This is a genomic window from Streptomyces sp. NBC_00016, assembly GCF_045040885.1.
GTDB lineage: Bacteria > Actinomycetota > Actinomycetes > Streptomycetales > Streptomycetaceae > Streptomyces > Streptomyces coriariae.
Genome location: NZ_CP108304.1, coordinates 3,349,715 through 3,361,900, shown reverse-complemented (window position 1 = coordinate 3,361,900; position 12,186 = coordinate 3,349,715). Strand labels below are relative to the sequence as shown.

12 protein-coding genes are annotated in these 12,186 nt (G+C 71.5%); 6 read left to right on the top strand and 6 right to left on the bottom strand.

Annotated features, from left to right (window positions below; translation table 11 throughout):
* Positions 1–25 precede the first annotated feature (25 nt).
* On the bottom strand, positions 26–655 hold the full coding sequence (locus OG933_RS14655; RefSeq protein ID WP_405633388.1) for an XRE family transcriptional regulator: 630 nt from the start codon (positions 653–655) through the stop codon (positions 26–28).
* Positions 656–830: 175 nt separating this feature from the next.
* Positions 831–1,679 (bottom strand): 5'-methylthioadenosine/S-adenosylhomocysteine nucleosidase, encoded by an 849-nt coding sequence (locus OG933_RS14650; protein ID WP_405627394.1) that lies wholly within the window; start codon positions 1,677–1,679, stop codon positions 831–833.
* Between the two features lie 45 nt (positions 1,680–1,724).
* Between OG933_RS14650 and OG933_RS14645 the strand changes: the two genes are divergently transcribed.
* Positions 1,725–2,270: a hypothetical protein gene (locus OG933_RS14645; RefSeq protein WP_362526320.1), complete on the top strand. Its 546-nt coding sequence runs from the start codon at positions 1,725–1,727 to the stop codon at positions 2,268–2,270.
* A gap of 99 nt (positions 2,271–2,369) precedes the next feature.
* Here the strand turns inward: OG933_RS14645 and OG933_RS14640 are convergent, their stop codons facing one another.
* A complete protein-coding gene (locus OG933_RS14640; protein WP_020131125.1) occupies positions 2,370–3,065 on the bottom strand; it encodes a response regulator in 696 nt (231 codons plus the stop codon).
* Positions 3,062–4,753, bottom strand: coding sequence for an ATP-binding protein (locus OG933_RS14635; protein ID WP_405627392.1), 1,692 nt, complete (start codon positions 4,751–4,753; stop codon positions 3,062–3,064). The genes OG933_RS14640 and OG933_RS14635 overlap by 4 nt, the downstream gene beginning before the upstream one ends.
* A 122-nt stretch (positions 4,754–4,875) precedes the next feature.
* On the opposite strand from OG933_RS14635, the gene OG933_RS14630 reads away from it, so the two are divergent.
* The gene (locus OG933_RS14630) at positions 4,876–6,309 is read left to right on the top strand and encodes a cation:dicarboxylate symporter family transporter (RefSeq protein ID WP_405633385.1); all 1,434 of its coding nucleotides are present in this window, start codon (positions 4,876–4,878) and stop codon (positions 6,307–6,309) included.
* Positions 6,310–6,469: 160 nt separating this feature from the next.
* Here the strand turns inward: OG933_RS14630 and OG933_RS14625 are convergent, their stop codons facing one another.
* On the bottom strand, positions 6,470–7,387 hold the full coding sequence (locus OG933_RS14625; RefSeq protein ID WP_405627391.1) for an aldo/keto reductase: 918 nt from the start codon (positions 7,385–7,387) through the stop codon (positions 6,470–6,472).
* Between the two features lies 1 nt (position 7,388).
* Positions 7,389–8,339, bottom strand: coding sequence for an NAD-dependent epimerase/dehydratase family protein (locus tag OG933_RS14620; protein WP_405627389.1), 951 nt, complete (start codon positions 8,337–8,339; stop codon positions 7,389–7,391).
* Positions 8,340–8,456: 117 nt separating this feature from the next.
* On the opposite strand from OG933_RS14620, the gene OG933_RS14615 reads away from it, so the two are divergent.
* From OG933_RS14615 to OG933_RS14600, 4 genes are all read left to right on the top strand, one after another.
* Entirely contained in the window at positions 8,457–8,900 is a 444-nt protein-coding gene (locus OG933_RS14615) for an Lrp/AsnC family transcriptional regulator (protein WP_362536594.1), read from the top strand.
* A gap of 29 nt (positions 8,901–8,929) precedes the next feature.
* Positions 8,930–9,358 carry a MerR family transcriptional regulator gene (locus OG933_RS14610; protein ID WP_020131119.1) on the top strand — a complete coding sequence of 143 codons (429 nt, stop codon included), beginning with the start codon at positions 8,930–8,932 and terminating at the stop codon, positions 9,356–9,358.
* Complete coding sequence (locus OG933_RS14605; RefSeq protein ID WP_020131118.1) at positions 9,355–9,687, top strand: co-chaperone YbbN; 333 nt, start codon at positions 9,355–9,357, stop codon at positions 9,685–9,687. Before OG933_RS14610 ends, OG933_RS14605 begins: the two co-directional genes overlap by 4 nt.
* A 145-nt stretch (positions 9,688–9,832) precedes the next feature.
* A complete protein-coding gene (locus OG933_RS14600; protein WP_405627387.1) occupies positions 9,833–12,115 on the top strand; it encodes a HelD family protein in 2,283 nt (760 codons plus the stop codon).
* The last annotated feature ends 71 nt before the right edge of the window (positions 12,116–12,186 follow it).

Here is a 12,186-nt window from a genome sequence, read left to right as displayed (position 1 = left end):
CGGGGCGCTTGCCTCGCGGACGGCCCTAGGCGGTCCGGTTCTCAAAGCTCGTCCAGAAGGTGTCGACGATCCGGTCGAGGAAGTCCCGCCCGGCGTCGCTCGCCTCCCCGGCCGCGCTGCCGTCGCCCCAGCTCAGCGTGGCGACCATCTGCCCCTGGTAGTCCTGGTGCAGCTCCTGGAGGGTCTCCTCCAGGAGACGCCGGTCCAGGGGCACGATCCTGCCCACGGGCCTGACGTACGCCTGCCAGCGGGTGCGGGCGGCGGTGCGCAGCAGGTCCGCCAGTTTGGCCTCGAGGCCGGTGACGGTGACCAGGTCGGGCAGCGAGAGGTCGAGCAGCTCGGCGAGGGCAGCGGACTGCCGGTCCGTGCCGCGCCACTGCCCGCTCTCCTCCATCCGCGTGTACGCCAGGAACTCGTGCCCCACGGCCCGGGCGACGTCCTCGGGGGCGAAGCCCTGGGCGACGCGGTGTTCGCGCAGGGTGCGCGGCCTGCCGATGAGCTCACCCGGGGAACACCACAACACGCCGGCGAGAGCGGTGAGTTCGGGATGCGTGGGGGTGAGTGCCCCGCGTTCCCAGGCGACGACGAGATCGGGGGTGGCGTGCGGCAGGGCGTAGGAGGCGCGCAGTCCGTGGGCGACGTGGTCCGGGGTCATGCCGAGGGCGGCGCGGAGCCTGCGGGCGGCGGGAGCGTTGAAGGGGGGACCTGGCTGACGGGTGTGGGCTGGAGGTCTGGGCACGGGGGACAAGGTAGGGGGCGCGGGGTGTGGTGACTACAGGGTGTTTGGACATAGTCACCGGTTGTAGGAACCTACGGTGGTGACCGGTCGGTCAGTTGTTCCGGGTGATCTTTCCGACGACCGGCCCGTAGTAGGTACCGCCCTGAAAGGTGATGGTGTCGCCGCCTGTGCCTGAGCCGGGTCGGGGCTCCTCCTGGGCGCTGGGGGCGTTCCGTGGGCGAGGGGCGTGCTTGCGCAGGACCGCCAGCGCGACCTTGGCCGCCTGCCCCGCCGCCAGCTCCTGCGAGCCCTCCGCGTCGGCCGTGCTCTTCCCGGCGTCGGCGAGGTCGCTGATGCCCCGGATGACGAGGGCGTCCAGCCCGCCGCTGAGATGCGCCGCGTGGGATGCCCCGGAGCCCTCCATCTCGATGGCGTACGCGTCGTTGTACGTCCGTCGGATGTGATCCCGCAGCGCGGACCGGTCGTCGGCCAGCACGACGTCCCCGCAGGCGATCGGCTTGCGGTGGGCCCGCACCCCGTCCAGGTCCCGCAGCGCCGAGCGGGCCGCCTGCACCAGGCGGTGCGAGCCGTGCCAGACCTCGGGACGGGCCAGAAAACCCTGCGGGGTCTGCTTGCCGCCGTGGACGGCGTAGACCTTGGTGCCGACGACGACGTCACCGAGCCGCAGGTCGTCCTTGAGGCCGCCCGCGACGCCCACGAAGAGCAGGCACTCGGGGGCGAGCGCGGAGACGATACGGGTGGTGAGCGCGGCCGTGTTCAGGGCACCCTCGCCGAGCTCGGCGAGCGCCACCGTCCAGCCCGTACCGGAGAGCCGGCCCTGTTCGAGACGGGTTCCGTCGTCGAGGACGACTTCGTCGAGGGATTCCAGGAGGGCGCGCACGGCGTCGTACTCGACGGGAAGCGCGGTGAGGACCACGGCGATGGGTTCGGTCTCGGGCACCCCTTTAAGGTACTGCCAGGATCATCGGGGGAGGGGACGGTCACCATGGCCGAACAGGACGTCAGTGCCGGGCAGTTGCTGCTCGCCGAGTACCAGACCGTCAAGGACGAGCAGAAGGCGCGGATCGGGTTCCGGGACAACCTGCTGTACGTGACCCTGGCGGTGGTGGCGGCGGTGATCGCCGCGGCGGCCCAGGCCGAACAGACGTCGATGCTGCTGGCGTTGCCGCCGGTGTGCGTGGTGCTGGGGTGGACCTACCTGGTCAACGACGAGAAGATCTCGGCCGTCGGGCGGTATGTGCGGCAGGAGTTGGCGCCGAGGCTCGCCGAACTGGCCGGGACCGAGGCGGCGTTCCGGTGGGAGACCTACCACCGGGCCGGCCCCGGGCGGATCTCCCGGAAGATCGCGCAGTGCGTGGTGGATCTGCTGGCGTTCTGTGTCGTGCCGACGGCCGCGCTGGTCGTGTACTGGGGCGGGGGGCAGGTGTCGGCGGGGCTGCTGGTGCTGTCCGTGGCCGAGGCGGGAGCGGTGGCGGGGCTGGGCGTGTTCGTCGTGCGGTACGCCCTGCCGTTCGGGGGCGGCGGTGAGTGAGGGTCGTGGTGGTGAGCGACGGCGGCCGCGGTGCTCAGGGTGGTGACGGTGGGTGGCGGCGGGTGAGGGTGGTGGCGGGTGGTCGGGGCGGCGCGGAGGTCACTTTCCGCGAGTCGTCCGGACCCAGCGGTAGACCAGTTCCGGCCTTCCCACCTGCCCGTACAGCGGTTTCCGCTCGGCTCTCCCCGCCTCCACCAGATGCTCCAGATAGCGCCGGGCCGTGATGCGTGAGATGCCCACCGACTCGGCGACCCCCGCCGCGGTCAGCCCCTGCTCCGCCTCCCGTACGGTCTCCGTCACCCGCTCCAGCGTGGGCGCGCTCAGCCCCTTGGGCAGCGCGGCGGGTCCCGGCGCGCGCAGGGTCGCCAGCGCCCGGTCGACCTCGTCCTGGCCGCTCGCCTCGCCCGCGGCCCCCCGGAACTCGGCGTACCGCACCAGCCGGTCACGAAGCGTGGCGAAGGTGAAGGGCTTCAGTACGTACTGCACGACGCCGAGCGACACGCCCTCGCGCACCACCGTCAGGTCCCGCGCCGACGTCACCGCTATCACGTCCGCGTGATACCCCGCCGCCCGCAGCGAGCGGGCCAGCTGGAGCCCGTGCGCGTCGGGCAGGTGCAGGTCCAGCAGCAGCAGGTCGACCGGCGTGCGGTCGAGCAGGCGCCGGGCCTCCGCGCCGGTGTGCGCCTTGCCCACCGCGACGAAGCCCGGCACCCGGCCCACGTACATCACATGCGCGTCCGCGGCGACCGGATCGTCCTCCACGACCAGCACTCTGATCGGCTCTTCGCTCGTCATCCCTTGCCTCCAGACCCCGACGCGGATCCGGTGGCGCCGGACGCGGTGGTACCGGGCGCGGTGGTACCGGACACGCCGGCGCCGGAGGCCGCCGTCGCCGGCAACGGCAGGCGCACCAGGAACTCCGCTCCGCCGCCCGCGGCCTCCGCCACCGACAGCGTCCCCTCGTGCCGCTGCACCGCCTGACGGACCAGTGCCAGCCCGAGGCCCCGCCCGCCCGGCCCGGCCGGCTTCGTCGAGAAGCCGCGTTCGAAGACCAGGGTGGCGTGCGCGGGATCCACTCCCGCTCCCGTGTCCGCCACCCGCAGCAGCAGCTCGGCGCCCTCCGTGGCGGCGGTCACCGTCACCTGCGCCCGGGTGCTGCCCTGGGCCGCGTCCACCGCGTTGTCGATGAGGTTGCCCAGGATCGTCACCAGGTCCCTGGCGGGGAGCGACTCCGGCAGCAGGCCGTCGTCCAGGCTGCTCTCCTGGGACACCACCAGCTCCACGCCCCGCTCGTTCGCCTGGGCCGTCTTGCCCAGCAGCAGGGCCGCCAGGACCGGCTCGCTGACCGCCGCGACCACCTGGTCCGTCAGCGCCTGGGCCAGTTCCAGTTCCGCCGTGGCGAAGTCCACCGCCTCCTCCGCCCGGCCCAGCTCGATCAGCGACACCACGGTGTGCAGTCGGTTCGCCGCCTCGTGGGCCTGTGAGCGCAGCGCCTGCGTGAAGCCGCGTTCGGAGTCCAACTCGCCCATCACGGACTGGAGTTCGGTCACATCGCGCAGGGTGACCACGCTGCCACGGCGCTCGCCGCCCGAGACCGGGGAGGTGTTCACCACGAGCACCCGGTCCGCCGTCAGGTGCACCTCGTCCACCCGGGGCTCCGAGGAGAGCAGCGCACCCGTCAGCGGGGCCGGCAGACCCAGCTCCGCGACCGACATGCCCACCACCTCTCCCGAGACGCCCAGCAGCTCCCGGCCCCCGTCGTTGATCAGCGCCACCTTGTACTGTCCGTCCAGCATCAGCAACCCCTCCCGCACCGCGTGCAGCGCGGCCTGGTGGTAGTCGTGCATATGGCTCAGCTCGGTCGCGTTCATGCCATGGGTGTGGCGGCGCAGGGACGCGTTGATGACGTACGTGCCGATCGCGCCGAGGGCGAGGGCCCCGCCGGCCACCGCGAACAGGGCCGTCACCTGGTCCTGCACCCGCTTGCTGATCGACTCGACCTTGATCCCCGCGCTGACCAGCCCGATGATCGTGCCGTCGTCCTCGATCGGGGTGACCGCGCGGACGGACGCGCCGAGGGTGCCGGTGTAGGTCTCGGTGAAGGTGTCGCCCTCGAGGGCCTTCGCGGTGTTGCCGCGGAAGCGCTGGCCGATCTGGGTCTTGTCCGGGTGGGTCCAGCGGATGCCCTCCGGGTTCATGATCGTGACGAAGTCGACCTCCGTGTCCCTCATGACCCGCAGGGCGTAGGGCTGGAGCTCGGCGGTGGGCTTCGCGGTCCGGATCGCCGCCCGTACGGAGGGTGAGTCGGCGACCGAGCGAGCCACGGCCGTGGCCTGGCGGCCCGCCGCCTCCTCGGCCTGGTTGCGGTCGCTCACGTAGGTGAACAGCGCGTATCCCGCGACGAGCACCGCTATCAGCACCGCCTGCATGGCGAAGAGCTGGCCGGCCAGGCTGCGGGGTCTCGGCAGAGCGGGGATGCGCATGTCGTCAGTGTGCCCCCGGCGTTAAGTGTGAACTAAATGAACGGAAGGGTGACCGCCCTCACAGGGCGGGAGATAGTCACGGCAATCCCCCATAAACCCCGGACGTGAGCCGCACGCCGGTGATGCCGACGAAGACGTCAAGGAGGGCAGCCGTGGCCGCCAGCAGCACCCCCGACAAGGCACCTGCCGCACCCGCGGTCAAGCGGGACCGCACCCACTACCTGTACATCGCGGTGATCGTCGCGGTCGCCATCGGGATCGCCGTGGGTCTCGCGGCCCCCGACTTCGCCGTGGAGCTGAAGCCCATCGGGACCGGCTTCGTCAACCTGATCAAGATGATGATCTCGCCGATCATCTTCTGCACGATCGTGCTGGGCATCGGGTCCGTACGGAAGGCCGCCAAGGTCGGCGCCGTCGGCGGTATCGCCCTCGGCTACTTCATGGTCATGTCGCTGGTCGCCCTCGGTATCGGCCTCGTCGTCGGCAACATCCTGGAGCCGGGCACGGGCCTCGCCATCACGGACGCCGTGAAGGAGACCGGGCAGGCACAGGTCTCGCCGGAGGCCAAGGACACCACCGAGTTCCTGCTCGGCATCATCCCCACCACGATCGTCTCCGCCTTCACCGAGGGCGAGGTCCTCCAGACCCTCCTCATCGCCCTGCTCTGCGGCTTCGCGCTCCAGGCCATGGGCAAGGCCGGCCAGCCGGTGCTGCGCGGTGTCGAGCACATCCAGCGCCTCGTCTTCCGCGTCCTCGCGATGGTGATGTGGGCCGCTCCGATCGGTGCCTTCGGCGCCATGGCCGCGGTCGTCGGCTCGTCGGGCGTGGACGCGCTCAAGAGCCTCGCCGTGCTGATGCTCGGCTTCTACGCCACCTGTTTCCTCTTCGTCTTCATCGTGCTCGGCGCGCTGCTGAAGATCGTCTCGGGTCTGAACATCCTCTCCCTGTTCAAGTACCTGGCCCGGGAGTTCCTGCTGATCCTGTCCACCTCCTCCTCCGAGTCCGCGCTGCCGCGGCTCATCGCGAAGATGGAGCACCTGGGTGTCAGCAAGCCCGTCGTCGGCATCACCGTCCCGACCGGCTACTCCTTCAACCTCGACGGCACCATGATCTACATGACCATGGCGTCCCTGTTCATCGCCGACGCCATGGGTACGCCGATGTCGCTCGGTGAGCAGATCCCGCTGCTGCTCTTCCTGTTCGTCGCCTCCAAGGGCGCGGCCGGTGTCACCGGCGCCGGCATGGCGACCCTGGCCGGCGGTCTCCAGTCGCACAAGCCCGCCCTGGTGGACGGCATCGGCCTCATCGTCGGCATCGACCGCTTCATGAGCGAGGCCCGCGCCCTCACCAACTTCGCGGGCAACGCCGTCGCCACCGTCCTGATCGGTACCTGGACGAAGGAGATCGACAAGGAGCGCGTCCAGGTGGTGCTCGCCGGCGGGCTGCCCTTCGACGAGAAGACCCTGCTCGACGACGACGAGGACGGCGTCGAGACCGCCCCGGTGGACGTGCCCGAGCAGCGCGAGGGCGGCGAGAAGGAACTCGCCAAGGCCTAGGCCTCCCGACTCCGGGTGTCCGGCTCCGCCTGAACCGGAGCCGGACACCCGGGCCACCACCCCACCCGCTCCGGGCGGCCGAGCACTCCCCCGTGGCCCGGCCGCCCGGTCTCCCCTCCCCGGGCCTCACCTCCGGCCCTCCCCCCCCGGCAACGCCCCGCTACGCGGGGCGTTGCCGTTGCCGTTGGCGTCGCACCGACTCGTTCAGGCGGGTCAGTGCGTCCTCGGTCAGGGTCAGGTCGGTCGCCGCCGCCGAGTCGCGTATCGACCGGGGGCGGGTCGCGCCCGGGATGGGGATCACCGTGGGGGAGCGGGTCAGGAGCCAGGCGAGGCACAGCTGTTGGGGGCTGACGCTCAGTTCGAGAGCCAGTTCGTGGAAGGTGCCGAGGGCGTCCGAAGGCCCCTCGGCCGGCCCGTCGAGGGAGCTGCGGGAGATGCCGCCCAGGGGGCTCCACGGGAGGAACGCCAGTCCCCGTTCGGCCGCCAGCCGCAGTTCGGGCTCGCTGTCGCCGACGGCGGGGGAGTAGCGGTTCTGGACCGACACGAGCCGGTCGCCGAGGATCGCGTGGGCCCGGCGGATCTGGTCCGTGTCCGTGTTGGAGAGGCCGGCCAGCCTGATCTTCCCCTCGTCGAGCAGGTCCCGCAGCGCGCCCACGGACTCCTCGAAGGGGATCGCCGGGTCGGGCTTGTGGAGCTGGTACAGCCCGATCGCCTCGACGCCGAGCCGCCGCAGCGAGGCCTCCGCGGCCGTCTTCAGATGGCGGGGATCGCCGTTCACCGTCCAGTCCGCCGCGCCGCCGCCCGGTCTGCCCCGGCCGCCCTTCGTCGCCACGAGCACCCCGGAGGTGTCACCGCCGTAGCCGGCGAGCGCGCGGGCCACGAGCCGCTCGTTGTGGCCGGGCTCCGCGCCCGGCAGGTGGTAGGAGTCGGCCGTGTCCAGCAGGGTCACGCCCGCGTCCAGCGCCGCGTGGACCGTGGCCAGGGCACGGGCCCGGTCGGGGCGGCCCTCGATGGACAGCGGCATCGCGCCGAGCCCGATCGCGCTCACGCGGAGGTCGCCAAGGGTGCGGTGACGCACGTCAGTTCACCTTCCCCAGGGTCTCGTCGGCCGCGCGCCGCAGCCATTGCCGTACGTTGCCGAAGGTGAACCCGAGCCGGGTGGCGCGGGTGTTGTCCATGCCGTAGAAGCGGCGGAAGGAGAGCGGGGACACCTCACCGACCTCGACCTCCCGGAACACCGCCCGGCCGGCGGGGACGTGCGCGGACACCGCCTCGCACAGCTCGTGCGTGGTCAGCGTCCCGTGCGAGGCCGCGTTGACCGGGCCGGTGAAGTCCTGGCCCACCGTCCAGAACAGGAAGTCGGCGATCTCCTCGACATGGATGTACGTCGCCGGACGGTTCACCGTCGGCACGGTGATCGGCTCGCCCGCGCGGATGCGGGAGGCGTAGTGCTCCAGCCGCCCCGTGAAGTCGTCGTCCCCGCCCAGTACATGGGCGACCCGGACGGCCACATGGGGGAACGCCGGCTCCGCCGCGAACACCGCCTCCGCCTGCCGCTTGCCCTCGCCGTAGTGGGAGTCGAGGAACTCCGGTTCGTCCCAGGGGAGTTCGAGATCGACCCGGACGCCCAGCGGATCGACGTCCTGCTCCCGTACGAAGGCGACGGAGTCCTCGTACTCGTAGACCTCGACCGTCGACGTCAGCACGTACCGCCGGGTGCGGCCGGCGAACACCCGGCGGGCGATCGCCGCCTGCCGCGGGGTGTAGCAGACCTGGTCGACGACGACGTCGAAGGAGCGTGGACCGAGCACCGAGTTCAGCGCGTTCTCGTCGTCGCGGTCGGCGATCAGGTGGGTCGCTCCCGGAGGCGGCGCGGACGAACCGCGATTCAGTACCGTCACCCGGTCCCCGGCGGCCAGCAGGCGCGCGATCAGCCGCTTTCCGAAATAGCGGTTTCCACCGATGACCAATACCTCACGGGCATTTCCCTGCCGGGCCGCCACCTCCCGGGCCTTTACCTCCTGCGTCATTTCCATGACCATGATTCTCCCGGCGTACACGCCTGTCCTGAAGGGGTAACCATGGGAGTTCCGGCCGTCGTACCGAAAGAACCTCGGCATTCACGGGCCGCCGCCGACGAAACATCGGTGGCCTTCGACACGCTGGACCGGCAGATCCTGGAACTGCTGCAGACCGACGGCCGGATCAAGCTCAGCGAGCTGGGCCGCCGGGTGCGGCTGAGTCCGGCGGCGGTGACGGAACGGGTCCGGCGGCTGGAGGCCGCGGGGGTCATCAGCGGCTACGGCGCACATGTCAGCCCCGCCCGGCTCGGCTACGGCATCCAGGCGTTCATCCGGGTCGACCCGCACGGCGGCTACACCCTGAAGCACCCCAGGACCCTCGAGCTGATCGAACGTCCCGAGATCACCGAGGTGCACCACGTGGTGGGGGAGGACTGCTGGTTCCTCAAGGTCGCCGTCCGGGACACCGTCCACCTGGAGGACGTCCTCGAGGCGGTCTCCGCCCTCGGGCGCACGACGACGTCGATCGTGCTCACCTCGCCGGTCGAGCGGAAACCGCTCTTGCCTTGACGTGGGCGTCAAGCCTTACGTTCGTAGGCATGCGCATCGGCGAGCTGGCCGCACGGGCCGGGACCACCACCCGGACGCTGCGGTACTACGAGTCGCGAGGGCTGCTGCCCGCGCGACGCGGCGACAACGGGTACCGGACGTACGACGAGGGCGATCTGCGGCTGTTGCGGCAGATCAGGACGCTCCAGGACTTCGGGTTCGACCTGGAGGAGACCCGTCCCTTCGTGGAGTGTCTGCGGGCCGGGCACCCGGAGGGCGACTCGTGCCCGGCGTCGCTCGCGGTCTACCGGCGCAAGCTGGACGAGCTGGACGCGCTCATCGGGGAGCTGCGGGCGGTGCGGGAGACGGTCGCCGGGCAGCTCGTGCGGGCCGAGCTGGCGCGCGACGAGCTGGCCGCCGAGGCGCGGGTTCCGGGGGGTCCGGAGCCCGAGTGCGAACTGGGAGGGCAGGAACGGTGATCAAGGCGGACGGGGTGGCCGAGGTGACGGACGCGGATTTCGGGGCGGAGGTGCTGGGGGCGGACCTGCCGGTGCTGGTGGAGTTCACGGCCGACTGGTGTCCGCCGTGCCGGCAGATGGGGCCGGTGCTCACCGCGCTCGCCGCCGAGGAGGGCGAGCGGCTGAAGGTGGTGCAGCTGGACGTGGACACCAACCCGGAGACCACCCATGCCTACAAGGTGCTGTCGATGCCGACCTTCATGGTGTTCCGGGCCGGGGAGCCCGTGAAGTCGATGGTGGGCGCCCGGCCCAAGCGCCGGCTGCTGGCGGAGCTGGACGAGGTCCTGTGAGCGCGCGGTGAACTGACTCCGGCGGAGACCGCGCACCACAAAGAAATCCCCCGAGCAATTGCGCTCGGGGGATTTCTCTGCGTATATTCGATGGTTCGCGACTTCACATGAAAGAGGTCGCAAAGAAGCTCAGTGAGCACAGTATATGCGGGCGGGAGTGGAATTGTCAAACGCCGACTTTCCGGACAGTGAATTGCGCTGCGAGCAGGAATTCATCGACAACCTGTACGCGCGCGTGGACGCGCTGCGCGGCGACACCGAGGGCGCCGTCACCGACGCGCTGGCCCAGGGCAACACGCCCATGCAGGCCCGGCTCGAGCGGGACATCCTCGTCGCCGAGCGCTCCGGGCTGCTCGCCGCGCTGAACGCGGTGGACGGCTCCCTCTGCTTCGGCCGCATCGACCTCACCTCCGGCACCAACCACCACATCGGACGCATCGGCCTGCGTGCCGAGGACACCGAGCGCACCCCGGTCCTCATCGACTGGCGCGCCGACGTCGCCCGCCCCTTCTACCTGGCCACCGGGCACACCCCGATGGGGCTGCGCAGGCGCCGGCACCTCACCACCGAGGGCCGCCGGGTCACCGCCCTGCACGACGAGATCCTCGACATCGGCGACGCCACCCGCACCGGCCACGAGGACCCGACCGGCGACGCCGTGCTGCTCGCCGCGATCGACTCCGCGCGCACCGGCCGGATGAGCGACATCGTGCAGACCATCCAGGCCGAGCAGGACGAGATCATCCGGGCGCCCCACCGAGGGGTCCTGGTGGTCGAGGGCGGCCCCGGCACCGGCAAGACGGCCGTCGCCCTGCACCGCGCCGCCTTCCTCCTCTACGAACACCGGGAACTGCTCGCCAAGCGGGCCGTCCTGATCGTCGGCCCCAACCCCGCCTTCCTCGGCTACATCGGCGAGGTGCTGCCCTCGCTGGGCGAGACCGGGGTGCTGCTGGCGACGGTCGGCGAACTCTTCCCCGGTGTGAAGGCGACGGCGACCGACACCCGGGCGGCGACCGCCGTGAAGGGCCGCGCCGACATGGCGGACGTGCTCGCCGACGTCGTACGCGACTGGCAGGCGCTGCCCGACCCGGTGATCGCGATCGGGCACGACCGCGAGATCCTGATGCTGGACGACGGCCTGGTGAACATGGCCCGCGAGCGCACCCGGGCCGCCCGGCTGCCGCACAACGCGGCCCGCGAGATCTTCGAGGGCCACATCCTCAACACGCTCACCGACATGGTCTCCGAACGCATCGGCACGGACCCCTACGACGGCTCCAACCTCCTCGACCCGAGCGACATCACCCAGATCCGCGACGAGCTCGCCGACAACCCCGAGGTCTGGGCCGCCATCGACCAGCTGTGGCCGCGCCTGACCCCGCAGCGCCTGGTCGCCGACTTCCTCGCGGACCCCGTGGGCTACGTCTCCGACGACGACGCGGCCGCCATCCGCCGCCCGGTGACCCGGGCCTGGACCGTGGCCGACGTACCGCTGCTCGACGAGGCGGCCGAACTGCTCGGCGAGGACGACCGGGTGGCGCGGGCCCGCGCGGACCGCGAGCGCGAGACCCAGGTCGCCTACGCGCAGGGCGTCCTGGACGTCTCGTACGCCTCGCGCACCTACGAGTTCGAGGACAAGGACGAGGAGGATTCCGAGGTCCTGTCCGCGCACGACATCATCGACGCCGAACGCTTCGCCGAGCGCCACGAGGAGGACGACCACCGCAGCGCCGCCGAACGCGCCGCCGCCGACCGCACCTGGGCGTTCGGGCACATCATCGTCGACGAGGCCCAGGAGTTGTCGCCGATGGCCTGGCGGCTGCTGATGCGGCGCAGCCCCACCCGTTCGATGACCCTGGTCGGCGACCCGGCGCAGACCGCCGAGGCGGCCGGTGTCGGCTCCTGGTCCAAGATCCTCCAGCCGTATGTCGAGGACCGCTGGGAGCACACCCGGCTCGGCGTCAACTACCGCACCCCGGCCGAGATCATGGACGTGGCCGCGGCGGTGGTCCGTGCCGAGCACCCCGGCTTCGAGCCGCCGAGTTCGGTGCGGTCGACCGGTGTACGGCCGTGGGCGCGTGCCACCGACGACCTCCCCGGCGCGGTCGCCAAGGCGGTCGGCGAACTCACCCCCGCCGAGGGCCGGCTCGCCGTCATCGCCCCGCGCGACCTGCACCGCAAGCTCGCGGCCCGGCTGGAAGGGGTGACGGCGGGCGCCGAGCCGGACCTGACCCGGAGCGTCGTCCTGCTCGACCCGCGCCAGTCCAAGGGCCTGGAGTTCGACTCCGTGCTGGTGGTGGAGCCCTCGCGGTACGGCACCAGCGACCTGTACGTGGCGCTGACCCGGGCGACGCAGCGGCTGGGGGTGCTGCACAGCAGGACCCTCCCGAAGCCGCTGGCAGCGGCCCTCGGGGAACCTCCGGCGTAACGCGGGAAACGCGGGAAACGCAGGGCATGCCGGTCGCGCCGTGAGCACTGCGGTGCCCGGCCGGTGCGGTG

What these genes read in the sequence shown, in the direction of transcription:
- OG933_RS14655 (WP_405633388.1), bottom strand. Translation starts at nt 655, where the DNA reads ATGACCCCGGACCACGTCGCCCACGGACTGCGCGCCTCCTACGCCCTG.
- OG933_RS14645 (WP_362526320.1), top strand. Translation starts at nt 1,725, where the DNA reads ATGGCCGAACAGGACGTCAGTGCCGGGCAGTTGCTGCTCGCCGAGTAC.
- OG933_RS14640 (WP_020131125.1), bottom strand. Translation starts at nt 3,065, where the DNA reads ATGACGAGCGAAGAGCCGATCAGAGTGCTGGTCGTGGAGGACGATCCG.
- OG933_RS14635 (WP_405627392.1), bottom strand. Translation starts at nt 4,753, where the DNA reads ATGCGCATCCCCGCTCTGCCGAGACCCCGCAGCCTGGCCGGCCAGCTC.
- OG933_RS14630 (WP_405633385.1), top strand. Translation starts at nt 4,876, where the DNA reads ATGCCGACGAAGACGTCAAGGAGGGCAGCCGTGGCCGCCAGCAGCACC.
- OG933_RS14620 (WP_405627389.1), bottom strand. Translation starts at nt 8,339, where the DNA reads ATGACGCAGGAGGTAAAGGCCCGGGAGGTGGCGGCCCGGCAGGGAAAT.
- OG933_RS14610 (WP_020131119.1), top strand. Translation starts at nt 8,930, where the DNA reads ATGCGCATCGGCGAGCTGGCCGCACGGGCCGGGACCACCACCCGGACG.
- OG933_RS14600 (WP_405627387.1), top strand. Translation starts at nt 9,833, where the DNA reads ATGCGGGCGGGAGTGGAATTGTCAAACGCCGACTTTCCGGACAGTGAA.